Annotated in this window: 37 protein-coding genes; all 37 read left to right on the top strand. The window is 61.2% G+C overall.

Translation table 11 applies throughout. From position 1 onward, the window contains the following. The first annotated feature begins 28 nt into the window (after window positions 1–28). The gene (locus tag QFZ21_RS09270) at window positions 29–382 is read left to right on the top strand and encodes a hypothetical protein (RefSeq protein ID WP_307377030.1); all 354 of its coding nucleotides are present in this window, start codon (window positions 29–31) and stop codon (window positions 380–382) included. Next, window positions 379–1,140 (top strand): DNA cytosine methyltransferase, encoded by a 762-nt coding sequence (locus QFZ21_RS21065; RefSeq protein WP_373426013.1) that lies wholly within the window; start codon window positions 379–381, stop codon window positions 1,138–1,140. Before QFZ21_RS09270 ends, QFZ21_RS21065 begins: the two co-directional genes overlap by 4 nt. Continuing rightward, complete coding sequence (locus QFZ21_RS21060; RefSeq protein WP_373426012.1) at window positions 1,137–1,400, top strand: WhiB family transcriptional regulator; 264 nt, start codon at window positions 1,137–1,139, stop codon at window positions 1,398–1,400. The genes QFZ21_RS21065 and QFZ21_RS21060 overlap by 4 nt, the downstream gene beginning before the upstream one ends. Before the next feature lie 130 nt (window positions 1,401–1,530). Then, window positions 1,531–1,974 (top strand): GIY-YIG nuclease family protein, encoded by a 444-nt coding sequence (locus QFZ21_RS09265; RefSeq protein ID WP_307377027.1) that lies wholly within the window; start codon window positions 1,531–1,533, stop codon window positions 1,972–1,974. Then, entirely contained in the window at window positions 1,952–2,809 is an 858-nt protein-coding gene (locus tag QFZ21_RS09260; protein WP_307377024.1) for a hypothetical protein, read from the top strand. The genes QFZ21_RS09265 and QFZ21_RS09260 overlap by 23 nt, the downstream gene beginning before the upstream one ends. Beyond that, complete coding sequence (locus tag QFZ21_RS09255; protein WP_307377020.1) at window positions 2,809–3,408, top strand: hypothetical protein; 600 nt, start codon at window positions 2,809–2,811, stop codon at window positions 3,406–3,408. Before QFZ21_RS09260 ends, QFZ21_RS09255 begins: the two co-directional genes overlap by 1 nt. A 120-nt stretch (window positions 3,409–3,528) precedes the next feature. Continuing rightward, window positions 3,529–3,834, top strand: coding sequence for a hypothetical protein (locus QFZ21_RS09250; protein ID WP_307377018.1), 306 nt, complete (start codon window positions 3,529–3,531; stop codon window positions 3,832–3,834). Between the two features lie 179 nt (window positions 3,835–4,013). Next, complete coding sequence (locus QFZ21_RS09245) at window positions 4,014–4,211, top strand: hypothetical protein (RefSeq protein ID WP_307377015.1); 198 nt, start codon at window positions 4,014–4,016, stop codon at window positions 4,209–4,211. After that, on the top strand, window positions 4,211–4,681 hold the full coding sequence (locus QFZ21_RS09240) for a single-stranded DNA-binding protein (protein WP_307377012.1): 471 nt from the start codon (window positions 4,211–4,213) through the stop codon (window positions 4,679–4,681). The genes QFZ21_RS09245 and QFZ21_RS09240 overlap by 1 nt, the downstream gene beginning before the upstream one ends. Beyond that, a complete protein-coding gene (locus QFZ21_RS09235; protein WP_307377009.1) occupies window positions 4,665–5,054 on the top strand; it encodes a hypothetical protein in 390 nt (129 codons plus the stop codon). The genes QFZ21_RS09240 and QFZ21_RS09235 overlap by 17 nt, the downstream gene beginning before the upstream one ends. 120 nt (window positions 5,055–5,174) lie before the next feature. Next, on the top strand, window positions 5,175–5,474 hold the full coding sequence (locus QFZ21_RS09230) for a hypothetical protein (protein ID WP_307377006.1): 300 nt from the start codon (window positions 5,175–5,177) through the stop codon (window positions 5,472–5,474). Beyond that, entirely contained in the window at window positions 5,467–6,099 is a 633-nt protein-coding gene (locus tag QFZ21_RS09225; RefSeq protein WP_307377004.1) for a hypothetical protein, read from the top strand. The genes QFZ21_RS09230 and QFZ21_RS09225 overlap by 8 nt, the downstream gene beginning before the upstream one ends. A gap of 493 nt (window positions 6,100–6,592) precedes the next feature. After that, window positions 6,593–6,907 (top strand): hypothetical protein, encoded by a 315-nt coding sequence (locus QFZ21_RS09220; RefSeq protein ID WP_307377002.1) that lies wholly within the window; start codon window positions 6,593–6,595, stop codon window positions 6,905–6,907. Then, window positions 6,904–7,173 carry a hypothetical protein gene (locus tag QFZ21_RS09215; protein WP_307377000.1) on the top strand — a complete coding sequence of 90 codons (270 nt, stop codon included), beginning with the start codon at window positions 6,904–6,906 and terminating at the stop codon, window positions 7,171–7,173. The genes QFZ21_RS09220 and QFZ21_RS09215 overlap by 4 nt, the downstream gene beginning before the upstream one ends. Before the next feature lie 14 nt (window positions 7,174–7,187). Further along, window positions 7,188–7,346, top strand: a complete 159-nt coding sequence (locus tag QFZ21_RS09210) for a hypothetical protein (RefSeq protein WP_307376998.1) — start codon at window positions 7,188–7,190, stop codon at window positions 7,344–7,346. Beyond that, window positions 7,343–7,597 carry a hypothetical protein gene (locus QFZ21_RS09205; protein ID WP_307376995.1) on the top strand — a complete coding sequence of 85 codons (255 nt, stop codon included), beginning with the start codon at window positions 7,343–7,345 and terminating at the stop codon, window positions 7,595–7,597. Before QFZ21_RS09210 ends, QFZ21_RS09205 begins: the two co-directional genes overlap by 4 nt. Window positions 7,598–7,981: 384 nt before the next feature. Further along, window positions 7,982–8,269 (top strand): HNH endonuclease, encoded by a 288-nt coding sequence (locus QFZ21_RS09200; RefSeq protein ID WP_307376994.1) that lies wholly within the window; start codon window positions 7,982–7,984, stop codon window positions 8,267–8,269. Window positions 8,270–8,407: 138 nt separating this feature from the next. Beyond that, window positions 8,408–8,677, top strand: coding sequence for a hypothetical protein (locus QFZ21_RS09195; RefSeq protein WP_307376991.1), 270 nt, complete (start codon window positions 8,408–8,410; stop codon window positions 8,675–8,677). Beyond that, the gene (locus tag QFZ21_RS09190) at window positions 8,640–10,175 is read left to right on the top strand and encodes a hypothetical protein (protein WP_307376987.1); all 1,536 of its coding nucleotides are present in this window, start codon (window positions 8,640–8,642) and stop codon (window positions 10,173–10,175) included. Before QFZ21_RS09195 ends, QFZ21_RS09190 begins: the two co-directional genes overlap by 38 nt. A 14-nt stretch (window positions 10,176–10,189) precedes the next feature. Next, complete coding sequence (locus QFZ21_RS09185) at window positions 10,190–11,644, top strand: phage portal protein (protein WP_307376985.1); 1,455 nt, start codon at window positions 10,190–10,192, stop codon at window positions 11,642–11,644. Further along, window positions 11,598–12,266 carry a hypothetical protein gene (locus QFZ21_RS09180; RefSeq protein WP_307376983.1) on the top strand — a complete coding sequence of 223 codons (669 nt, stop codon included), beginning with the start codon at window positions 11,598–11,600 and terminating at the stop codon, window positions 12,264–12,266. Before QFZ21_RS09185 ends, QFZ21_RS09180 begins: the two co-directional genes overlap by 47 nt. Before the next feature lie 75 nt (window positions 12,267–12,341). After that, entirely contained in the window at window positions 12,342–12,812 is a 471-nt protein-coding gene (locus QFZ21_RS09175) for a hypothetical protein (protein ID WP_307376981.1), read from the top strand. Window positions 12,813–12,827: 15 nt separating this feature from the next. Continuing rightward, window positions 12,828–13,724 (top strand): phage major capsid protein, encoded by an 897-nt coding sequence (locus QFZ21_RS09170; RefSeq protein WP_307376979.1) that lies wholly within the window; start codon window positions 12,828–12,830, stop codon window positions 13,722–13,724. Window positions 13,725–13,726: 2 nt separating this feature from the next. Further along, entirely contained in the window at window positions 13,727–13,867 is a 141-nt protein-coding gene (locus QFZ21_RS09165; RefSeq protein ID WP_307376977.1) for a hypothetical protein, read from the top strand. An 18-nt stretch (window positions 13,868–13,885) separates the two neighbouring features. After that, on the top strand, window positions 13,886–14,365 hold the full coding sequence (locus QFZ21_RS09160; protein ID WP_307376974.1) for a hypothetical protein: 480 nt from the start codon (window positions 13,886–13,888) through the stop codon (window positions 14,363–14,365). Continuing rightward, window positions 14,362–14,763, top strand: a complete 402-nt coding sequence (locus QFZ21_RS21055) for a DUF6093 family protein (protein WP_373426011.1) — start codon at window positions 14,362–14,364, stop codon at window positions 14,761–14,763. Before QFZ21_RS09160 ends, QFZ21_RS21055 begins: the two co-directional genes overlap by 4 nt. 3 nt (window positions 14,764–14,766) lie before the next feature. Beyond that, entirely contained in the window at window positions 14,767–15,162 is a 396-nt protein-coding gene (locus QFZ21_RS09155) for a hypothetical protein (RefSeq protein WP_307376971.1), read from the top strand. A 2-nt stretch (window positions 15,163–15,164) separates the two neighbouring features. Beyond that, window positions 15,165–15,581 carry a hypothetical protein gene (locus QFZ21_RS09150; RefSeq protein ID WP_307376969.1) on the top strand — a complete coding sequence of 139 codons (417 nt, stop codon included), beginning with the start codon at window positions 15,165–15,167 and terminating at the stop codon, window positions 15,579–15,581. A 110-nt stretch (window positions 15,582–15,691) separates the two neighbouring features. Then, window positions 15,692–16,198 (top strand): hypothetical protein, encoded by a 507-nt coding sequence (locus QFZ21_RS09145; RefSeq protein ID WP_307376966.1) that lies wholly within the window; start codon window positions 15,692–15,694, stop codon window positions 16,196–16,198. A 75-nt stretch (window positions 16,199–16,273) separates the two neighbouring features. Further along, entirely contained in the window at window positions 16,274–16,687 is a 414-nt protein-coding gene (locus tag QFZ21_RS09140; protein WP_307376964.1) for a hypothetical protein, read from the top strand. Between the two features lie 86 nt (window positions 16,688–16,773). Next, window positions 16,774–17,037: a hypothetical protein gene (locus QFZ21_RS09135; RefSeq protein ID WP_307376962.1), complete on the top strand. Its 264-nt coding sequence runs from the start codon at window positions 16,774–16,776 to the stop codon at window positions 17,035–17,037. 238 nt (window positions 17,038–17,275) lie between these two features. Then, window positions 17,276–20,047: a phage tail tape measure protein gene (locus tag QFZ21_RS09130; RefSeq protein WP_307376960.1), complete on the top strand. Its 2,772-nt coding sequence runs from the start codon at window positions 17,276–17,278 to the stop codon at window positions 20,045–20,047. Window positions 20,048–20,059: 12 nt separating this feature from the next. Further along, window positions 20,060–20,257, top strand: a complete 198-nt coding sequence (locus QFZ21_RS09125; RefSeq protein ID WP_307376958.1) for a hypothetical protein — start codon at window positions 20,060–20,062, stop codon at window positions 20,255–20,257. After that, the gene (locus QFZ21_RS09120) at window positions 20,257–21,078 is read left to right on the top strand and encodes a hypothetical protein (protein WP_307376955.1); all 822 of its coding nucleotides are present in this window, start codon (window positions 20,257–20,259) and stop codon (window positions 21,076–21,078) included. Before QFZ21_RS09125 ends, QFZ21_RS09120 begins: the two co-directional genes overlap by 1 nt. Window positions 21,079–21,085: 7 nt before the next feature. Continuing rightward, on the top strand, window positions 21,086–22,198 hold the full coding sequence (locus QFZ21_RS09115) for a hypothetical protein (RefSeq protein ID WP_307376953.1): 1,113 nt from the start codon (window positions 21,086–21,088) through the stop codon (window positions 22,196–22,198). Further along, window positions 22,195–23,058, top strand: coding sequence for a hypothetical protein (locus QFZ21_RS09110; protein WP_307376950.1), 864 nt, complete (start codon window positions 22,195–22,197; stop codon window positions 23,056–23,058). The genes QFZ21_RS09115 and QFZ21_RS09110 overlap by 4 nt, the downstream gene beginning before the upstream one ends. 62 nt (window positions 23,059–23,120) lie before the next feature. Further along, complete coding sequence (locus QFZ21_RS09105; protein ID WP_307376947.1) at window positions 23,121–23,783, top strand: hypothetical protein; 663 nt, start codon at window positions 23,121–23,123, stop codon at window positions 23,781–23,783.

Here is a 23,783-nt window from a genome sequence, read left to right as displayed (position 1 = left end):
AGTGGGATCAGAAACGACAGGAGACGTCATGACGGTTCTCACATTCGACTGGCCTAGACCGCCCCTCAACGCGAATCAGAGACTGCACTGGGCCGACAAGGCAGCGAAAACGCGTGGCATTCGTGACTCCACGAAGTTGATCGCACGCAACGCACACCTCGAGCCCGCCCCTCATGTCATCGTGCAACTCACTTGGGTCGTCACTGACAAGCGGCGTCGAGACAGCGACAACATCTATCCGACGTTCAAGGCGATGTGTGACGGGCTGGTGGATGCCGGCGTGGTTCGCGACGACACCCCGGAATACATGGACAAGCGCGCACCGTTGATCCGGCACGAACCGGGTGGGACCGCGCGACTCGAGCTCGAAGTTACGTCGTGAACGTTCTGTCCCTCTTCAGCGGCATCGGGGGAATCGAGCTCGGCCTTGAGCGTGCGGGCATGACCACGGTGGGCCAGGTGGAGATCGATCCATGGTGCCGCGACGTACTAGCCAAGCACTGGCCCGACGTACCCCAACACGAAGACGTCACAACCGCGCCAGCTTGGTGGCTTTCTCAGCCCCGACCAGCCGTTCACGTCGTGTGCGGAGGATTTCCCTGCCAGCCATTCAGCCTCGGCGGAAAGCAGAAAGGCATGAACGATGAACGATGGATGTGGCCTGCCTTCGAGGCTGTCATACGCACAGTACGACCCCGATACGTCCTGGTGGAGAACGTCTCAGCTCTCGTTCGAGATGGACGAGCTTGGGGAACAGTCCTCGCCGACCTTCACACCCTCGGGTTCGATGCAGAATGGGCGACTCTACATGCGTCCGACTTCGGCGCACCGACCCCGCGTGAACGGGTCTACCTTGTGGCCTACCCCGCGGGCATCGATGGGCAGCCACGGGATCGCATGGGCGAGAGCCGAATCGGGCGAACACCGCTCGCAGCTCGAGGACTATCTGGGTTGGATGCACATAGCCAGCGGCGGGCAGCGCGTGAGTGGCTGGATCGTGAACCCCGAGTGGACCGACTGGCTAATGGGATTCCCCGCCAGGTGGACCGACTTAGAGGAATCGGTAACGCCGTCGTCCCCGCAGCAGCAGAACGCATCGGTCGCCTCATGATCGAGCACGAACTGGCGGTGTCGTCATGACCTCCATGCGGGTCTACACAGACTCGAACATCACACCCGAACCATGGATGGCTTACGGTGCATGTCTCGAAACGGGCGGCGAGATCTTCTTCCCTGCCGTTGGTGATGTCGAGACCGCTGAGCGTGCACGTGCCATCTGTGACGGGTGCGACGTGCGAAACCAATGCCTCACCTACGCACTCGAACGCCGCGAAAAGTACGGCATTTGGGGATCAACCAACGAGCGTCAGAGGCGCCGCATCTTGAAAGGACAACCATGACCGCGCCGATTCAGATCCAAGCGCCCACCACATACCCGCACGACGACGAACGACCCCATGTATGCGGGGTTTGCCGAACGCCATGGGGAGTCACAAATAGTGAGTGCCCGAACGCGCCAAGGAGGGAGCTGTGAGTCGACCGAACGGACTAGCCGAGATAGCTGCTGTAGTGCCCGATGCGCTCGACACCTACAGTCAGCGTCCGGCCGCCACCTGCTGGGTATACGAGGTTTGGGACGCGCGGCACCGGCTTGCCTATGTCGGCATCGCTGACGACTTCGCAAAGCGCTGGGCACAACACCGTCGGATGTCGTGGTGGCTGGGAGAGATCGACATCTGGTACGTCGATCTCTTTGGATACCGGTCGCGCTGGGAAGCACGCCGAGTAGAGGCCGTGACGATTCATGATCAAAATCCGGTCTACAACACTGCTCAGGAATCCAGCGCGTACGCCGCCTATATGCGTCTCTCGATCACCCCTGAAGACGACCTCGAGTGTGTCCCTGTGAAACGCCGGCGCTATGAACCGATGAGAGTGAGGAGCGAGGCCGATGACCTGGTTCAAAGTGGATGACGGCTTCTGGTCGCATCCGAAGACCGCAACCCTGTCTGATGCCGCCGTGACTCTGTGGGTGAGAGCCGGCGCGTACTCGTGTCAGCACCTCACCGATGGGGTGATCAAACGCCCCGTTCTGCGTCTAGTTGGTGATGTTGATGCTGCGGCCGAGTTGGTGGACTGCAACCTGTGGATAACTACGAAAGACGGGTGGCGGTTCCACGACTGGGACGAGTACCAGGAGACATCCGAGACGGTCAAAAAACGCCGGGATGACGCGCGAGAACGGCAGAAAAAGGCCCGTGAAGCACGCGAGAACAAGCGTGCGATGTCACAGGGTTCGTCACGCGTGACAGACGGTGTGACTAACGCTGTGAGTTCGCTACCCCCGACCCGACCCGACCCGACCCGACCCGACCTACTAAAGAAGAAGAACATTGCGCACCCTACGGATGCGCCGAGCACGCAGATGATCAATCGGATGTTCGACACGTTCTGGCAAGCATGGCCCGTGAAGAAGGGCAAAGAGCCAGCACGCAAGTCGTTCATCAAAGCAATCAAGGCCGGTGCGGACATGGCAGCGATCATGGCCGGCGTCGAAGCATACAAGGCCGAGCTCGGGTCACTCATGGGCGGCAAGACGATCGACGGTCGCACGCCCAAGTACGCACAAGGGTGGTTGACCGACAAACGCTGGACCGACGAACCATCCACAGCATCCGTCATGGACATCAACGCGCAGTGGGATGCGGCGATGGGTGAGACGAAGAACCCGTGCGCGAACGGACACAAGTGGGCTGCTGACGATTCGTGTGTCAGATGCCTGCAACTCAAAAACGAAGGAGAACGGTGATGACTCGATTCACGATCCCCCACAAGCGGGGCAGTAACCCGACCGACGACGAGCGGGAAGCGCTGGCATCGACGCTGGTACCACTCTTTGCTCGTGACGGTGAGACGAGTGCGGGGCATGCGCGCCTGGGATACGACGCTGCCGATGCGATCCTCGCTGCTGGCTTCCGTCGCACCGATTTACCGGAGCCGAGCGCCGACGGCATCGGACCTCGGCATGTGCCGTCGCGATGGGAGGAGACGGTGCGGATCATCGAGTCCGTTGCGCTGCCCCAAGGCTCGCTCCCGACACACGAAGCTGAGCAGATCGCCGACGCGATTCTTGCGCGTTCCGAGTGCCTGCACTGGACCCCGGAGCCGCAGGGCGAACCGTCCGACGCATTGACAATCCCCCGACCGCACGTCCCGTATGGTCCGGTCGGAATCCCGGAGCACGAGGCGGACGCCGACTACCTCGAGCACGCCGCGAGCAGTCTCGAATCTCACCACGAGGTCGGCGGGAGCAACGTCCGGGCGACCGTCGTTGGCATCCTGCGCGACGTCGCGACCGCTCTGCGTGCTGCTGGGGACAGCCGTGAACAGTCAGACGATCTGTCGTGAACCGATCGACAACAACCGTCGATGCGGACTCCACCACGGGCATCAAGGCGACCACGTGTGTTGTGCCGTACACGCCACACGCCAACCACACCCACGCACGCCATACCGAGAGGACGAGGAATGAACGACTACACGCCGAGCACTGAGGAAATCCGCGAATACGTCGAGACGGGTGGCGAGCCGCGACCGTGGGTTGAACTCGACGAGGCCGAGGAAGCGCTTGAAAAGTCACGCGGGGAAGCATTCGACCGATGGCTGGCGGCGCACGATCGCGAGGTTGCTGCTACCTCAATCGAGAAGGCGATCACGGACGCTCCGCGCGCAGAGATCCACGTCGGTCCCAACGACTGGCGGGAAGCCACGACCATCGCATTCCTGCAACACCGCGCGAACGCTATCCGAACCGAACGCCGCGCAGATGCCTGAGCCGAGTCTTGACGCGTACATCCAAGCCTGTGAGGAACGATTCGCGACCGACACGAAATACAGGCGCCGGCTACAACGCGAACTCTTCAACACCGACGCACACCAATCCATCCAACGCACACTCGAAGCCGTCCGCTTCGAAGAATCCATCAGACAAACCGCATAGAGGGAGCAACATCATGCACAAGATCACAATCAGCGACGCTGAGGCTATCGAGCGGATCATCGCCCGGTACAAGAACGATGGCCAGGAAGGGATCTTCGAGAACACGTCGTCAACGATCGAGTTCATCGGCGACACGCTCGAAGCGACAGGACGAACGGCATGGTTCGAGACGCCTGGATACCTGGATGACGAAGACGAGGACGAAGACTGATGGCTGGCGAAACCGTAATCACCGTGGTCGGCAATCTGACCGCAGACCCCGAACTTCGATACACGCAGAACGGACTCCCGGTAGCGAACTTCACCATCGCATCCACCCCGCGCACGTTGGACAAGACGAGCAACGACTGGAAAGACGGTGACGCACTGTTCCTGCGTGCATCCGTCTGGCGTGAGTTCGCCGAGCATGTCGCCGGGTCACTCAGCAAGGGCGCTCGCGTCATCGCACAGGGTCGACTCGTACAGCGCTCATACCAGGACAAGGAAGGCATCCAGCGATCCAGCATCGAGCTCGAAGTAGACGCGATCGGACCTGACTTGCGATACGCGACGGCACAGGTCACACGGGCCGCATCAACGTCGGGTGGACAGTCACAGGCGTCGACGTCACAGCCTGCACCAGCCGCAACAACTGACGCATGGACGACACCGGGAAGCTTCGGCGATGACACTCCATTCTGACCTGAACAGGAACGGATTCACGTTCCGAGTCAGCGAAGAGATGATGCTGATGAACTCGTGGTTCCCACGGAAAGGCCACGTCGAAGAGATCCCACTGACAGACGAGGACCGTGACGCCCATGCGCGGGCGGTCCTCGCTCACGAAGAGTGCATCTCCAACCCGTGGATCAACCTCAGCGGGTACGACTACGAGTTCGACGTTCTACCCCTCGACCCGCGCAAGGAGTTCGTCGCGGAAGAAACCAGTGAGGAACATATGGCTCGGTGGATCGCTGCAGGACGCCCGATGCGCAACCCGCTGCGGGACATGTTAGACGCACAAATGTCAGCCCTCGCGACCGCGCTTGACGTGAAAGGACTACCCGATGAGTGAGCCGTCGAAGTCCACGATCCGCATGACGCGGTCCGGGTTCTGCGCGTTCCCATCCACCCCCAAACACGCAGGCTGCCCCAACGAACGGTGCGCCTGCGACTGCCACAAGGAGGAAACGTGATGAGCGAATCAGGGCCGAGTCTTGACGAGGTAACGGTGGGCTCGCTGCTCGCAACGGACGTCGGATCGCGGATCGTTCTAACTCAGGAGGGCGTCGCATTTGACGGCATTCTCACAAGCCTCGACGTCACCAGGAGCGACTATGCGTTCAAGGACCGCCCCCGGGTATCTGCTGCCATCACCGCGAAGGTTGTTGACCTTGCCGACAGGGGTAGCGACAAGGTGATTGCCGAGATGAAGATTCGCGACCTTCCGCTGGACTACCGGTTGCAGATCGAGCGAGGGGCAACCAATGAATGAACTACTCGATGCCGTCGATGATCTGACGCTTCCGCGCAACGTGAAGGTGCAGACAGACGACGGACACACATGGGCATCCGAAGACGCGCTCTTGGTGCAACTTGAGGAGGCAATCCACTCGACCACCGGTAGATCGGGAGGCAGATCGGCAAGTCACACACGCATGATCCTCGACGCCGACGCACTCATGCAGTTTCACCGCATCACCTCCACCATCGGAGACTGGTGTCGCATGGCCGGCGCGACAGTGCACCGCGACCCCGTACAGGATCTCCGCGCATGGTACGTCGCCATCATGGCCGTGGATGATACGACCGAGTTCTACCTGCGCGAACTCCGAGGATGGGCAGCACTCATCCGCGGCAAACTCACGCCACGGTCAACCATGCAGTTCCTCCGACCCTGCCCCGAGTGCGGCGCCAACACCTACATCAACGAGGAAGGCGACACTGTGCCACACCCCGTAGTCATCGACTACGACCCCGACGCGCCCATGTCATCCGTGCGCTGGTCATGTCGAGCATGCGGTGAAACACGGGAAGGAGAATTCGCCCAACGCGCACTCGCATACGACGCCGAGACACGCGGGCAGGAAACGAATGACAACGGTGTAGTTCTGCCGTAGTATGTCTCTTGCAGGGCACAAGTGTCGAAACTTTGCCCGTTCTAGTTCGCCACCGTCCTCCGGGACTGGTGGCGTTTCTCATTCCCCCAATGCCCTCCTGGTCGGCTCGTGTGAAGACGCGGCGATGATCGGTCGAGGGGAAGCCGATACAGAGCATCGGCGACATGCGCACGCTCCCAGATAGTGCGCTCCAACTGAACATGCCCGAAGCCGCGTCATGGCGAGGTCGGGCACACAAGCGTCGAGAGTGGGGCAGGCAGTCGAAAGTCTGAGGGATGGGAACGCCCGTCCGTACCTGCCCCACAACTCGACCCATACTTCCGAGTCGCGTACATGCCTGGCTCGTGCATCTTCCCGAGTCATTCGCCGCGAACAGCATTACGTGCATGGCGGGCTGACAAACACGGGAACACCTCTTCTGAAACCTCCACAAGCTCCCCGGCGCGATGCTGGGTGAGACGGGCGTGATGCCCGTCGAGCGAAAGGGGCAATCATGCCCAAGGAAACCTTCTGGAACTCCGCAACCGCAGTCGAAAACGACGGCGTATCGGAACCAGTACTGACAGTTACATGGGGAGCTGACAGCCCCGCCGTCTACCTGAACGGCGTTGAGTTCGATGCTTCGGGTATCGAACGCCTGATGAACGTACTGCGCCGCGCAATCGGCAAGGAACGGGTCGTCACGGTCACGCTTGCCACTGACAAGACGGACTTCGAGAAAGCGATCGAAGAGTCTCGAGCTCGCGTCCGTGCACTCCACCAGGAACTGCAGGACGTTGACGACCTCGCCCGTCGTCTAGGCGTATGACCAACGCAGGGTGCGGCAATGACGTCGCACCCTGCACTCTTCGAGCGATCGGGGTGATCGTGGATGTCATCGAAGTCAACGACGACCTATGCCTCGCCTGCGACAACAACCCCGCCGCACCCGCCTACGTTCGCGCCTACGTCTACGTCAAGTACCCATCCGGACTTACCGCCGCCTTCTGCGCACACCACGGACGCGAACACCGAGACATGCTCATCCGACAAGGCGCGACGATCTTGGATCTCAGCCATCTGGTGCACACGTGAGAGTCACACTCGGCATGATCGTCGGCATCAGTATCGCCATCATCGTCTACGCCATGAAACAACCCACACTCGACATGCTCTTCATGCGCGACAAACCCAGCACACCAGACGGATGGGCACCCAAGACCTGGACGTCACACGCCGGGGTCATCGTGAAAGGGCCGTGGACGTGAGCGATCAGACCGAAGCAGCAATGCAGACAGCGATCACCAACCACCTCATGGACGAAGGCTTCATCGAAGAGGGCGAGTTCGTTGGCGACTGGATCGCGAACATCTACCTGCCATCCGTGAACGACCGCCCCGAATCCGCGTATGCACTGCTGACATCCAGCAGCAACCTTCCGGACCATGTAGCTGTCGGCCTGCTCACCAACGCACTCGACAGAGTGCGCGGCATTACTGGTGATGGTGGCGATGAGTAAGTCACATGAACCACACGGTCCCGCATGCGCGGGGTGCCAGATCCTTGGCCTCATGGACGAAAGAGACAGGCTCCAAGCCAAACTCTCCCGCTTCCAACACCTGGGCGACGGCGTCTACCGCGTAGGCGGCGCAAGGCGTAGCGCCATCACTGGTCGCTACATCATCGATGAAACCCTCACAACGGAGGCTAAGCGTGGCTGACAAGCATGCTGCGACCTACCACGGCAGCGAGACACACACATGCGAGATGTGCGGTGACACCTACCCCTCCATGCGTGCCGCGTTCCTGTGCGAAGACCGCGACATAGCCGAGGCCAAGGACGCACGCCGACCAGTACGTCACATCATGCGACCCGCTGCAAGGTGGGACGAGGAGTAGCGCCATGGTCAGGCGTAACACCGCCATGCAAGACCGGATGCGCGAGTACGTACGCAGGCGCGGTGGCAACTGTCACCTGTGTGGTGATCCCATCGACTACGACATTCCCTACTACATTCCAGGCACACGCAAGCCCAACCCAGAAGCATTCGTTGCAGACCATGACGTACCCATCGACAAGGGTGGACGCCACGACCTGAGTAACGCCAAGGCCGCACACTGGCGCTGCAACTCCAAGAAGCGGGCGCGGCTCATCGCACCCATCATCAAGAGGTCAGGCTCACTCCAATAACGAGTCGAGACCCAGGGGAGGGTGCCCCCTCACCCCTCGCCCTATGGACCTCCGGGGCTTGCCGTCTACTCTCTCTGACGTTTTTTTGTTTCCGCAAGGTGGTGAACAATGCCTTCGACTAAGCCCGCCTTGCGTGCCGTGAAGGCTGATGAGGTGCCATCCACGCCCCCGAAGATCCTCACTCTCACTGAGGCGATCGAGGGCGGCGACTACTTGCAGATTCTGCTTGCTCAGCGCCGCGAGATTGCGACTTCACTCCCGGAGGAGAAGGGGCCGGCGAAGGCTGCTCTTCACCGCCAGTTGTCGATCATCTCGAAGGAGATTGAGGCACTGCAGCGCGGCGAGGATGAGGACGCGGAGGGCGGCGCGAATGTCGACGATGGAGAGTTCGACGCCGCTGCGGTCTGATCCGAAGCTGACGGATGTTGCTCGTCATGTCGTGTACCCGAAGGGGATTGTCACGACGGCTTGGCCGCGCGTGGTTGCTCAGTGTGCGGCGATGGGCGTGGCGTTCGATGAGTGGCAGCACGGTATCGGCCGGGTCGCTTTGGGGAAGTCAAAGAACGGCAAGTACGCGGCGACGATCGGCGGTGTTGTTCTTTCGATTCCGCGGCAGGTAGGCAAGACCTTCCTGGTCGGCATGATCGTGATTGCACTGTGCATCCTGAACCCTCGGATGACGGTGCTGTGGACGGCGCATCGGACGAAGACGGCGACGAAGACGTTCCAGACAATGCAGGGTATGGTCCGGAAGAAGAAGATTCGCGGTCATCTGGCGGCGGGTCGTAACGATGGCATCCGTACGGCGAATGGTGAGCAGGAGATCCGGTTTCGTAACGGCTCTGTGATTATGTTCGGCGCCCGTGAGGGTGGGTTCGGTCGTGGTTTCGATGAGGTCGACGTCGAGGTGTTCGACGAGGCGCAGATCCTGACGGAGAAGGCGCTCGAGGACATGGTGGCGGCGACAAACCAGTCTCGCCAGCCCGCCGGCGCGCTGTTGTTCTTCATGGGCACTCCGCCGCGTCCGACCGATCCGGGTGAGGAGTGGCTCGAGCGCAGGAATGACGCGCTGGGCTCGAAGCCAGAGGATCAGGTTGTTGGCCTGTCTGATGACATGGTGTTTGTCGAGTTCTCGGCTGACAAGGATGCTGACCCGGATGATCGGGCGCAGTGGGCGAAGGCGAATCCGTCGTTCCCACATCGGACGCCGCTCGAGTCGATGTTGCGGATGCGGAAGCAGCTCAAGAACGAGGATTCGTTCAAGCGAGAAGCGCTCGGTATCTACGACGCAACCGATTCGGGTCAGGTCATCGATGACGTCTCGTGGAGCAGAGTTGTCGACCCCGCTTCTATGGCGATCGACCGTCTGACTCTGGCTATCGATGTCGCCCCTGATCGTTCCATGGCTTCCGTGTCCATTGCTGGTCAACGGGCGGACGGCCTGTGGCATGTGGAGCTCGATGAGCAGAAGCGCTCTGTGGAGTGGGTGTCGGCGTGGGTCAAGGGCCGTTCGGAACGGAACCGTCTCCATGCCGTGGTTGTCGATGAGATGACTGGCCTGGTTGAGGAACGCCGTGGCCGCAACTACTTGGTAGGCACTGACGTCGTGGTGACTCTGGCCGCCGCGGAGGGCCGTGACATGGCTATCGCGTGCGGTCAGTTCTTCGATGGGGTGATGGAGCCCGTGCCGAAGCTGCGCCACACCGATCAGCCGCAGTTGAACGTGGCCTTGTCTGTTGCACGGAAGCGGAACCTGGCCGGCGCATGGGCGTGGAACCGCAAGGACGCCGAATCCGACATCACGCCGATCGTGTCCGCAACTCTCGCCCTCTGGGGCGCTCAGAAAGACGATGTGGAACGCCCAACACGGCGCCGCACTAGCGAACGTACGGCTTTGGTGCTGTAGAGACGGGGGACCGCATGGTTGATGAGACTCTGCGCGTACCTGGACTTTCTGAGGATGAGACGGTCACCGTCAACTTCCTTGCGAAGCAGTTGAAGGACAAGACGTCGCACAACCGGAAGCGTTCGGATCTGTACGACGGGAAGTCTGCGCTGCGCCAGGTGGGCACGATCATTCCTCCGCAGTATCACCGTCTGGGTCTTGCTCTGGGGTGGACTGCGAAGGGTGTCGATGGCCTCGGTCGTCGGTGCACGCTCGAGCAGATGGTGTGGGCTGACGGCGATCTTGATTCGCTGGGCATGCCTGAGCTCGAGGACTCGAACTTCCTACTGTCAGAGCTGTCGCAGGGCCGCACTGACTCGCTGATCCACGGCATCTCGTATCTGATCACTACCCAGGGCGATGTGAGCGATGATGAGCCGAAGGCTCTGGTTCACGCCAAGGATGCACTGAACGCGACCGGCGAGTGGAACAACCGGAAGCGTCGCCTGGACAATCTTCTGTCGGTGACGTCGCGCGATCGGAACAAGATCACCGGTTTCGTGCTCTACCTCGACGGTGAGACTATCAACGCGGATCTTGTCGATGGCTCATGGGAGCTTGATCGTTCTGAGCACCCGTGGCATGTCCCGGTCGACCCGCTGGTATACAAGCCGCGGTCCTCGAAGCGCATGGGTCGGTCTCGTATCACGCCTGCCGCGATCTCACACCAGTACGCGGCTGTCCGTGAGCTGGTTCGTCTTGAAGCACACATGGATGTGTTCACGATCCCGCAGTTGATCCTGCTGGGCGCGAACGAGGCCATGTTCAAGAACCCCGACGGGTCATACAAGGCGTCTTGGCAGATCGCTCTTGGGCGTGCTCTCGCGATCCCTGACGATGATGACCCGCCTGCTGGTTCTAACGGGCGTGCGGACGTGCAGCACATCGCTGCACAGTCGCCGGCGCCCCATCTTGCGGACCTGAACGCCCTGGCGAAGCTGGAGGCGCGCGAGTACGACCTGCCCGATTCGGCGTTCGCGCTGACGGACATGGCGAACCCGACATCGGCTGATTCGTACAACGCGTCACGTGAGGATCTGATCGCTGAGGCTGAGGGCGCGACCGATGACTGGTCCGTCCCGATCCGTCGCCGCATTCAGACGGCTCTGGCGATCCAGAACGGCCTGTCTGAGATCCCCAAGGAATGGGCGTCGATCGATACGCAGTGGCGTTCTCCGGTCTACCTTTCCCGTGCTGCGGTTGCAGACGCCGGCGCCAAGCAGGTTGCCGCGGCTCCTGAATGGATGCGCGAGACGACCGTTGGCCTTGAGGTTCTCGGTTACTCGCAGCAGCAGATCGAACGTGCGCTTGCCGAGCGAGACAAGATGCGCGGTCGTCAGTCTGCTGAGTCTCTGATTGCTGCACGTCAGGCGGAGGTTCCGAATGGTGACGGCGCTGGAGTCGAAAGCTCAACTGACCCTGCTGGGTGATGACGCGGAAGATCAGGTGCGGTGGATGTTGCGCCGATCTTCCGGGTCGTGGGAGTCGCGGCGGCTACAGCTTCTGGACACGGTTCCTGGTGTTCTGGCGTACTACTCGGAGGGTTCTTCTGCCCTCGCGGCTGACTTCTACGATGATGCGCGCGTGGGCACGGTCGGTTCGTATTCTGCGGCCCCGGTCATTCTCGATCGGACGGTGAAAGTACGCCGAGGTGTCGCCTGGGCTTCCGAACCGCTCTCGATCGATGATGACGAACTTGCTGCTGCCCGGTTCGCCCAGTTGATGCGATCGGAGATGGCGCGTCCGTATCGGGACACGATCATCACGAACCGCAAGCAAGATCCGGCGTGTGTCGGGTGGACGCGGATTGCTCGTGGTGCGAAATCGTGCAAATTCTGCCGGATGCTGGCTGACCGCGGCGCCGTCTATCGCAAGGAGACGGCAACGTTCGCGGCGCACGACGACTGTATGTGCACGGCATCCCCGGTCTTCAAGGGCGGCGCGATGGGACCGGAAGCGGACACGATGCAGTACATGGCATCGAAGCGCCGCCGTACACCCAAGGAGAAAGCCTTCCTGCGCGACTACCTCGAGGGTAACTACCCCGATTGACTTCCCGTTTCGGCGGGCTGTACCCGACAGTTTCGGGGTTCTGGAGTGCGACGGCACGGAAACGGATGGAACCAAATGACTGACCCCATTGCTCCCGAAGCCCCTGTGGCAGTGGAAGCTGGCGAACAGCCGCAGGACAAGACATTCACGCAGGCTGAGTTGAATCAGATCCTCAAGGATCGGCTCGCCCAGCAGGCCAAGAATCAGTTCGGCGACTACGCCGATCTGAAGGCGAAAGCGGAAGGCGCGAAGACGGTTGAGCAGAAGCTCATCGACCTCGAGGCCAAGCATGCGGAGGCGGAAGCCCGCGCGCTGCGATCCGAGATCGCCACACGGCACGGCATCACTGCCGAGGACCGCGATCTATTCCTGACCGGTTCCAATGCGGACGCTCTTGAGGCTCAGGCCAAGCGCCTGGCCGAGCGGATCGCTGATCAGAAGAAGACAGGCAACGTCGCCCCAAAAGAGGGCGTCAACAAAACGACTGGTGATCCCGACAAAGGTCTGCGCGAGTTCGCGCGGGGCTTGTTCGGCAGCACCGACTAAACGAAAGGCAAGACTATGGTTGCTCTCGCAACTGGATCGCTCTCGATCCCCAAGCAGAAGCTCGACCCCTGGCTCGGCGCGATCAAGAACGGCTCGGCCGTCGCTGAACTGTCGGCCCAGACGCCGATGACGTTCGGTGAGGGCGAGTCGTGGTCGTTCAGCATTGGTGAGGCCGAGTATGTCGCTGAAGGTGCCCAGAAGGGCGCTTCGACCGTCACGCCGACCACGAAGCCGATCAAGCCGTTCAAGTTCCACAAGACTCTTCGGTTCAACGAGGAAGTCCTGTGGGCCGACGAAGACCGTCAGCTCGAGGTTGTCGACGAGATCCTCGCACTCATCCAGCCGGCGCTCTCGCGTGCCCTCGACTTCGGCGTGTTCCACGAGATCAACCCTGCATCCGGCGCTGTTGTTGCCGCGATGAACGGTGGACTCACGGACACCACGAACCTCGTCGAGTACGCTGCGGCCGACAAGCCGTACGTGAGCCTCGACGCCGCCGACAACCTCGTCCTCGCAGACGGTTTCGTTCCGCGTGACATCGCACTGGCGCCGGCTTACGCGGCGAAGTTCTCTGCGCTGCGCGGCACGAACTCCGAGCAGAAGCTCTACCCGAACTTCAAGCTCGGCGTTGAGACCAGCGAGCTTGATGGACACCGCGCGTCGGTGTCCAACACGGTTAGCGGCACTGGCGTCATCGCGGTCGACACGAAGGTGCTCGGTTTCGTTGGTGACTTCTCTGCCATCCGCTGGGGAGTTCAGAAGCAGATCGGTCTCGAGCTCATCAAGTACGGCGACCCGGACGGCGGCGGTGACCTGAAGCGCAACAACCAGGTCGCGTTCCGTGCGGAGGTCGTCTACGGCTGGGGCATCGCGGATCTGAACGCGTTCGCGAAGATCCACGACCTGGTGTGATCATGGCTCGCCTTCGGCACATCAAGTCCGGGGCGATCGTGCAGGTCGCCGACGAGAAGGTCGAGCGTCTGGGTTCTGAGTGGGAAGTCGTCAATGACGACAAGCCCGCGAAGAAGCCGGTCGCGAAGACCGACAAGGAGTAATCAGAGAAGGGGGCGGTCATGGCTGTGACTCCCGCAACTATCGCGGTCGCACTTGGTGTGGCCGCCCCCGAATCTGGTTCCATTACGGAACAGCAGTGGGTTCTGTGGATCGATGACGCGACCATGCTCATCGAGAACCGCGCCACGCAACTAGACATCAACCTTGACGACATCGGCGAGGCGAAACTCGACTACGTGGTGCGTGAGGCTGTTGTCGCTCAGGTGAAGAAGCCCGACGACGCCACACAGGTGTCCATCACGGTCGATGACGGCACGACATCTCGCTCGTACCGTTCGGGCAAGGGGCGCGTGCAAATCCTGGATGAGTGGTGGACGCTTCTGGGCCTCACTGACCCGTCTGGTGCGTTCGCGATCGACATGCTCGGCACCGGTTCAATGCATCTGGCGTGGTGCAACGTCAACTTCGGCGCCAACTGGTGTTCATGCGGCGCTGACATCGCCGGTTATCCGATCTTCGAACTGGATGGCAACCCGTGAGCCTGGGTACGGATATCGCCGCAGCTCTTCCTGGTCTGCGCGCTGAGGCTGAGTCGCGGATGTCTGAGACGGTGCAGGTCGGCCGCTTCAAGGACGGCACGGACCCTGTGACGGGTGACCCGACCCGCGTTCTAGACGTTGAACGTTACTCGGGCAAGGCTCGTATCCGTTGGGCATCTCGCGAGGTTTCCAACTCGGACTCGACGAGCTCTCCGGTGGGCTCACAGGAACCTTATCTGTCCGTCCCCTTTGGTTCGCCGCGGGTCTGGGCTGACGACGAGGTGCACATCACTGCTTCCCCGGACCCGCTTCTCGTTGACCGCCAGTTTCGCATCCAAGGTGCGGCTGTTGCGGGTCAGGTCACGGCGTACAGGTATCCGCTCACGGAACTGGGGTGAACCGTGGCCGACGACTTCTCCGAGTTGTTCGAAGTGGCCGCTGACCTTACAGGCGCGCCGGCCAAGGTGATACGTAACGTCGTCAAGGCCATGAAGGTGACGTCTACCGAGATGAAACAGGACTGGCAGCAGGGTGCTGAGCGTACTGGCCTGACCGGGTACGCGGCTTCTATCGACTTCGACATGCAGTACTCGAGCAATGAGATCGCGTCTGAGATAGGCCCGAACTTGGGGCGCAACCAGGGTTCATTCGGTTTCGTCGAGGATGCGGGTGGTGGCGTGAAGTCCAGCCCTCAACATGCCGGTCGTGACGCACTTGAAGCGAACGAGCCTGACTTCATCCGCGGTCTTGAGATTGCTGTGTTCGATGCGACTGCTGAGGCGATCGAGAAGGGCTGATCATGCTCGCTCACTTCACCGCGTTCAAGGCTCTGCTGCTGGCCGTGTCGATGCTGTCGAACAAGGTGTTTTCGAACATCCGCGTCACGAACGGCACACCGGTTCGCGCGAACTACATCGTCCTCTTTCCCGATGGGCCCGCTGATCTTGATGACGGCCGGTTCACGGCTCAGCAGCGTGTCGAGTCGCGCGCACGGTACCGGTACGACGTGCGGATCGTCGCGGTCGACGCTGACGGTCTTCTGTTGCTCGCCGATGCGGTGATGTCGCTGATCGGGAAGACGCCTGTGATCGTCGGACGCACCTCCACGCCAGTCGTTCTGGTTCCTGGCGTCGAAGAGGGCAAAGGGCGGTACGACTCCGTGACCGACCTCCACTACCTCGACCTGAGCTTCGAGTTCTGGTCTCAGCCCGCCTGATCCCAACCAAGTCTTGAGCCCTGCCTACCAGCGGGGCTCTTTTTGTACCCCCTCGGTCTCCCTGAGGGCAACCGAAGCCCCGGTTCACGGGGAGATGAAAGGAGACTGCCATGGCAGCCGAAACAGTTCCTACCTCAAGCCAGTCCGATGGCCGCTGGCGAATTCTGCAGGTGCCGGTGGGGTCGAACGCGAAGTCTGTCGCGATTCTCAACGGTGGCACGACGAAGGCTCTGACCTACGGCATGACCGCCGATGGTTGGGACCGTCAGATCTCGCAGGCCAACGTGGAGGACAAGCGCCTCACGCTGATCCAGGATCTCTCGCGTCCCGGCAAGGTGACTGAGACGGTCAACATCAAGGTCGTTGTCTCGTCGGATGTTGCGTCGGCGGACGCGATCCTGAAGGCGCTGTCCGCTGCTGGCACTGAGTCGCAGTATGTGCAGCGTCAGGGTGTCGCGAACGACGCGAACTATGCGACCGGCCAGGTCGTTGATGTTCTCACGGGTGTTCTGGGCGTTCGTCGCCCGGATGCTCCCGTGGAGAACGGTGTCGATACGGCTCAGTACACGCTGTACCTGACGAAGCCGACTGAGCGCGACGCGGTTCTGGTCGCGTAACTACCACCTGGCCGGGATGCCTCACCCATCCCGGCCAGGTCTTCCTTCCGGTGAGAACGGTGAGAGGTGAGAAGCATGAGTGATTTCAAGGATCTGATCGCGAAGCAGCGCGAGAAGCTTGAGACCGTCCAGGAGTCGACGTTGGATGTCGAGTTCGGTGGCGAGATGGTGACTGTGGGAGTTTCGAAGGTGATGCCTGAGGTTTGGGATGACCTGATCGGACGCTGCCCTCCACGGCAGGGGCGTGAGGATGATGCGCAGGTTGGGTACAACCCGAAGGCGTTGACCGCCCTGTATCCCGAGGTCACGGTCGATGGCGAGAAGATCGATCCCAAGGATTGGGCCGCAGGGTTCGCGATCATGGACCCCGCGTTCCGCAACAACATCGAGCTCACTATCTGGGGCGTGAACATCAACGAGTCGTTGCAGGCTCTCCGCAAACTGGGAAAAGCGCGAGCGGGCCGGAAGTCTCCATCGCCCGCGAATTAGGCGTTTCGCCTCGTCGTCTTTTCGGGTGGGAGCCCGGCGAGGTCACGACGTATGAGTATGACGGCGCCGGCCGGATGGTCCGTTCTGTGACCCTGCGGGAGCCTGAGTTTTCTTCGTGGGACGTCGCGGCAATGCTGGCTCAGCGCCATGAGGCGAATCTTCCGCGCGGGCAGCATGGACACTTGCTGTCCGAGGCGATGGACCCTGCGAATCAGTTCGCGTACGACGTTGAAGGGCCGGTCGTCGACTGGGTGGATGCGAAGCTCGACGAGGTTCAAGAGCGCTACAAGAAGGCCAACCCGAACGCGAACACGCGGGCCATGCACTGGACGGTGAAGAAGCGCGACTAGCTCTTCTTGGAGCCGTTGATCGTTGCCACCCCGGCCGTTGCGGCGAGGAGTAGCGCAAGGCCACCCGACGCGACGATCAGCGTCATGGCCGGGTCGCCTAGGTCGGCGCCGAGCGCAGCGTGGACTACCCATGTGCCGACCGCAACGGTCGCACATAGGACTGCCGCGACAAGCAATCCCCGAACCCACTTCATGCCCCTCACTGTAGGGGCTTTTCGCATTTCTTGGGGAGGCCGACGTGGCTACGAGGGTTGTTTCGGTCCGTCTGAAGGCCGTTGTCGATGACTATCGCAAGGGCATGCAGCAGGCGGCGGAGGAGACTCGCAAGGTCGGAACTCAGGCTGAGAAGTTGGCTCAGACCCGTCAGGCGATGCAGACTCTCGGCACGGTTGGCGTTGCAATGGGTGCCGCTCTTGCTGCCGGCGTTGGTATGGCGGTGGCTCGCTTCGCTGAGTTTGACCAGGCGATGTCGAATGTTGCGGCGACTGGCGAGGATGCGCGCGGGAACATGGACGCGCTCCGTCAGGCTGCGATCGACGCTGGTGCTGCGACCGTGTACTCCGCGACCGAGGCCGCTAACGCGATCGAGGAGATGGCGAAGGCTGGACTGTCGGCTCAGGAGATCCTGGGCGGCGGGTTGACCGGCGCGCTGGACCTCGCTGCTGCTGGCGGACTCGAGGTGGCCGACGCGGCTGGTATAGCGGCGACAGCTCTGAAGATCTTCAAGCTCGAAGGCTCGGACATGTCTCATGTCGCTGACCTTCTGGCTGCTGGCGCGGGCAAGGCGATGGGTGACGTTTCGGACTTGTCGCAGGCGTTGAACCAGGCAGGCCTTGTCGCCAATTCCACGGGTCTTTCGATCGAGGAGACGACGGCTGGCCTTGCGGCTTTCGCGTCACAGGGTCTTCTGGGCTCCGACGCGGGTACGAGCTTCAAGACGATGCTGGGTGCTCTCACTCCGAACTCGGCGAAGGCCGCGAAGGAGATGGAGCGCCTCGGAATCTCGGCGTATGACTCGCAGGGGCAGTTCATTGGTCTTGCTGAGTTCGCTGGCAACCTGAAGTCCTCGCTCTCCGGCCTGACCGACGAGCAGCGCAACGCATCACTCGAGATCATGTTTGGCTCGGACGCGGTTCGTGCGGCGAACGTGTTGTACCAGGAAGGCTCTCTGGGCATCCAGCAGTGGACGGAGAAGGTTGACGACTCCGGGTACGCAGCAGAGACTGCCGCAACTCGTCTCGATAACCTCATTGGCGACTGGGAGAAGCTGACTGGTGCGCTCGACTCCGCGTTTATCAGCATGGGCGAGGGCGCCAACGGCCCCTTGCGTTGGCTGGTGCAGGGTCTCACTGAGATCGTTGACGGCTTCAACGCTCTCCCGGATTGGGCTAAGCAGCTCGGTGCAGGCATGGGTGTTCTTGCGGCTGGCGTTGCTCTTGCTGGCGGTGCGACTCTCCTCGCCATCCCGAAGTTCAATGATCTGCGGGAGTCCCTGAATCAGCTTGGTTTCGACGGCGACGCACTCACCGGGAAGCTCAGCCGTCTGGCAAAGATTGGTGGCGGTGCCCTTCTGGGCTTCGCTGCAGCATCGGCGGGGCTGGATCTGCTCACCGAGGCTATCCAGAACATGGGCGATGCTTCTGAGGTCACTGACAACAAGCTGGTCTCGGCCTCGAGCGCGGCTGAGGTTCTCGGCGCTGCACTGGGTAAGGGTTTCGGCGCGACGGGCGATCTGAAGATTGCGGAGTCTGCGGTCGAAGGTCTGGCAGAGATGCTGGACCTTGCTGCTTCTGGCGCGAAGGCAACGGGCGACAGTGTTCGACCTGTGCTGAACGCGGCGAATGCTGTGATGAAGCTTGGTGACGAGCTCGGCGACTTGGCTGCATCCGATCTCCCGTTGGCGCAGGAGAAGTTCCGCCTGCTCGCCGAGGAAAGTGGCCTGACGGAAGAGCAGATGGTCGCTCTCATCAACAAGATGGAGCCGTTCAAGGCTGCGCTGGTGGAGCAGGCCACGAAGGCTGGCGAGTCCGCGGATGAACAGTCGTTGCTGAACATGGCGATGGGTGACGCGGAGTCTTCGGCGAAGTCTGCCGCGGATGCGTACTTGGAGCAGTCGGAATCGGTTTCCACGCTGAACGATCAGCTTCTCGAGCTCATCGACTCCATGAATGAGGCGAACGGCACGAACCAGAGTGCGATCGACCAGAACATCTCATACCAAGAGACTCTTGCCGCGGTCAATCAGGCAATTTCGGATGGCGCTTCCGGCCTGGACATTGCGACCGAAGCCGGCCAGGAGAACATGAGAATGCTCCTAGGTCTGGCCTCCGATGCTCAGGGTGCGGCTGCCGCTCAACTGGAACTCGATGGTTCGACTGAGGGGTATATCACGCGCATGCGTGAGGGTCGTGATGCGCTGATCAATTCGGCGATCGCGATGGGTGCTACACGCGCGCAGGCTGTTGCGTTGGCAGACAAGATCTATGCGATTCCGTCTGAGAAGGACATCAAGGTGATCGCTCAGACGGCTGCGGCTCAGCGGGAGATTGACAACTTCGTGAACCGTAACGGCAACCGAACGGTGAACGTGTGGCTCAACCCGAAGACGCAGGCGATGAATGATGCCTTCGCCAAGTATCTGAACGCGGATGGTGGGCTGTACCAGAACGGCGTGAAGACGTTTGCTTCTGGTGGTTTCGAGCCGGGGATATACCCGTATGCGAAGGGTGGGATTCACAAGTTCGCTGAGGAGTATGACGAGGCGTATATCTCGATGGACCCGGCGCGTCGTACACGGTCTGAGGCTGTGTGGGTGCGGACGGGGCAGGAGCTCGGGATGTTCTCGGGCGCGGGTTCATCTGGCCCCACCGAACCGGTGAGCGTCTCGCTTGCGGGTGCAGCGTTCACGTTGATGGTCGACGGCAATCCCGTGCGCGCGATCGTGCAGGAACAGATTGTCGCTCACGATGATGCGGCTAACGCATGGTCTCGTGGCGGCGTGCGGTCCTGACGGGAGGTTCTCATGGCTTTCGGAAGCTTCCGTCAGGACCGGTTCTACAGGGACTTGTTCTCGCCGGGTCGTGATGCGATCCGTGTTGCTGACCAGTTGTACGACAAGCAGGATCTCGAACTCTCGGAACCGGGCTTGTATGAGTTCGATGCGGTGGCTTATGCGATCGGGTACATCACGATCACCCCATATAACGCGGAGGCTGCCTGATGGCGATTACGTTGCTCACGGATGTCACCGCAGCCCCGTTTGTTGAGGTGTTCGTTGATGACCTGATCCCGGAGGCTGCCTGGATCACGGTCTACCGGCTTGCGGGTGGCCGTGAGTTTCTGATGCGCGGTGCCGTGCGTGCGCCGACTGCCGGCGCGTTCACTCGCATCGATTTCGAGATCCCCTTCAACATCCCTGTGACATATCGGGCCGAGTTGTTCGATGCGGCGGGGGAGTCGTTGGGGTTCACGGAATCTGCGACGACGACCCTGATTTGTGCGGACACGTGGATGCACAACCCCTTGAACCCTTCGGGCGGCGTGAAGGTCTTCTTTGGTGAAGATCGCGGGTGGAGTGTTACCCGTCCGACGCCTGGTGTGGTTTCTCGTCCGCTTGGCCGACGTGTGGGCGTGGTGCTGTCGGAGCCGCGGTATGGGGTGACCGGTCTTGACATGGTTGTCCGTACGTCCACCGATGAGGACGCCGACAAGGTGCAGGCGATGATGGGCGACAACGGCATGCCACCTATTGTGTGCATCCGGCTTGGGTCGAACGATGGGCGTTTGCGTCTTCCGCAGCCTTTGTTCTTGTCGGCGCTGAGTGTTACAGAGATGGACATGGATCACCGTTGGGGTGGTTCGGAACTTGCGCACAGTCTGAGCGGCGACGAGGTTGATCCGCCGATCCCTGGCCTGTTCGTACCGCTGTTGACGCGGGCCGATCTGAATGCGTTCTACGCCACTCGTGCCGCGTTGAACGCAGACAACCTCCTGCGGCTTGATGTGAATCGTCGCTATGACCTCGCGGGTACTGCGGGATAGGAGCACCATGAGGCAGCATAGCGATGAGCTTGTGGATGTCCTGTCTGGTTCGTTTGAGCGTGAGCTGTCAGTGAACGTCTTCAACGGTTCCGATCGGGTACTTGAGGATGTCCGGTTCGAGTCTTGGCAGTTGGATGCTGACCTTGAGCGCGGCATTTGCACACAGGGTTCCGGGACGATCGTTCACTCGTCTGTCGACGGTTCGTCGCTTGTCCCCGTGGGTACGGTGGGTGTGCTGTCGCCGTTCCGTGCGCGCGTGGAACCGGTGATGACGATCCGCGCTGGCGGTTTCATGGAGTCTGTTTCGTTGGGCACGTTCCGTGTGGGCTCGGTTCCGTTCGCCTCGGATTCGGTTGTGACCTACGACGGCCGCGAGATGGTTTCTGCGTCTCGGGTGGGCGTGAAGTTCGATTCGCTTGAGGCGGATGTTGAGCGGTGGGGGTTTCAGTCTCCGGAGCAGTCCAGGGCGGGTGTGTCTGCATTTGGTGAGCTTCGCCGCCTGACGGGGATGGCTGTTGAGGAGACTGTTGCGGATGCCCTGGTTCCAGCCTTGAAGGTGTGGGAAGCGAAACAGGGCGGACGCTTGGATGCGGTTCTCGAGCTCGGTCGCGTTCTGGGTGGGTCGGCTGTTGTGAACAGTCGGGGCGCGTGGGAGATTATCCCGGATGTGATCGGTGCACCTGTTGCGACGTTGCGTCTGGGCGCTGAGGGTACGGTCATCGACGTCGCAGATGAGATCGACACGGACACCGTGTACAACGAGGTGGTTGGCACCTTCGAGGACGCGAAGGGCAAGCCGATCTTCGCAGTGGCGCGGGTCAATACTGGTCCGTTGAGTGTTGATGGCCCGTATGGGGTGAACACGCGGTACTGGTCGTCAGATCTGGTGAAGACGCAGGCTCAGGCGAACTCTGGCGTTCAGTCAATCTTGGATCAGTCGGTCGGGTCACAGCAGTATGACGTGCAGATTCAGTGTCACGTGAACCCGCTTCTTGAGATCGGTGATGTTGCCCAGCTCTCTGACTGGAAGCGTCCACTGGTAGGGCAAGTGCGGAAGATCTCGTTGTCTAACTCGCCACTCATGAGTGTGACGCTGCGTGTTGCCCGGAGCTTGACGTGAGTAACGCCAAGACGGTCGCGCGGAAGCTTGCCGAGAAGGGGTCCGTGAACACGGGGACGGCTGTGTTCGTCCGCATGGATGGCCGTTTCGCTGTCGTGAACATGGGCCTGTCGACTGTGACGGTCCCGTGCATTGGGTTCTACCCGCCCGTGGTGGGTATGGCTGTCCGCGTGGACTGGGTGAACGGTTCGCCGGCTGTTACTGGACCCGTCACCCCGTTGAACCCGCTGGGCACAATGTCTGGGACGGGCGCGCCGAAAGCTTCGGTGACCGTGGATGGCGTGGAGTACATGCTGTTCTACCGGGCCGGGTACACACCGACTGTTGGTGACGCGGTGGAGATCAACTGGGCTACTGGCGTCATTCAGGGGAAGGTGACGGGCACGGAGACGCCCACTCCACCAGATGAGTCGGGTGGCGGGTCGAAGCCGTTCTCAGTGACTGTTCGCGCGTCTGACAGCGGACGCTATCAGGCTGGTTCTGGCTGGTGGGGTAAGCGTCCGTGGGCGTCGGCGAGCAATGATGGCATCTGGGTGTACGGCAACCGCGTGAAGGATGCTGTGGGCGTCGGGACTGTCACGAAGATCGAGATCTACTTGCCATTGGTGCAACAGGTCGGTGTGGCATCTGTCGGAATTCATCCACACGCGTCCATACCTGGCGGCGCACCGACGATCACGTCAAAGACTGATCTGCCGCAGGGTCGTAGGTCTGGTTGGCAGGTTCTTCCCGTGTCGTTCGGTACGTATGTCGTGGCTGGCGGGCGTGGCGTCGCGGTCGCGGACGGCGGTTACAACATCTGGCGCGGGGTCGACGAAGATTCGCTCTCCGGTGCACTCCGCATCGGCGGCACTCGCTGACTCTCACTCTCTGTTCATGCGCTCACTTACGGGTGGGCGTTTCGTGTTTCTAAGGGGTTCACATGACTTACGACGACCGCGATCCGTTGACGGGCGCGTACATCTTCTCCGACGCGGGAGCACCAGACATCGGTGTTGATCCGACGATCATCTCGGAGCAGGCGAACGATGTGGGTAACCGCATCATCCGGGACAACTTTGCTGCCCTCGACGCATACCCGTACAAGCGGGCAGGGTTGCTCGGGTACGCGGCAGACACGGACACCGAGTACCGGCACAACGGGACCGGGTGGAAGGTGGTTTCGTCGGGGTGGAAGTCGTGGTCTCCGACGTACACAAACCTGTATGTCAATGGTGGCGCGGTGAACGCCAAGTATCAGCAGCGCGGGCAGCTTGTGGAGTTCATCTATGAGCTTGACTTCGCCCCCGAGACTGGTGCGCTCGGAGGCCCGATTCAGATATCTCTTCCGGTGCCTCCTGCTGACATGTCGAAGCTGCGCCATATCGGGCACGGATTGTTCCATTTGCAGGGGCTTGCGTCGTACCCCGTTCAGCCTCGACTGACTGGCGCTGCATCTTTCACTGTCAACATCCCGACCGTTCCGACTGGGCAGTTGCCGGTACAGATTGGCGTGTCCGGGACGAACCTGTCACCGACGTACCCGACTGGGGGTGCGTGGGCTCCGGGGCGTATGTACATCTTCGGCATCTACGAGGTTGCTTGA

This window comes from Microbacterium sp. W4I20, assembly GCF_030816505.1.
Lineage (GTDB): Bacteria > Actinomycetota > Actinomycetes > Actinomycetales > Microbacteriaceae > Microbacterium.
Note: the sequence above shows the minus strand (reverse complement) of the source record. Positions and strands in the feature narration are given on the sequence as shown.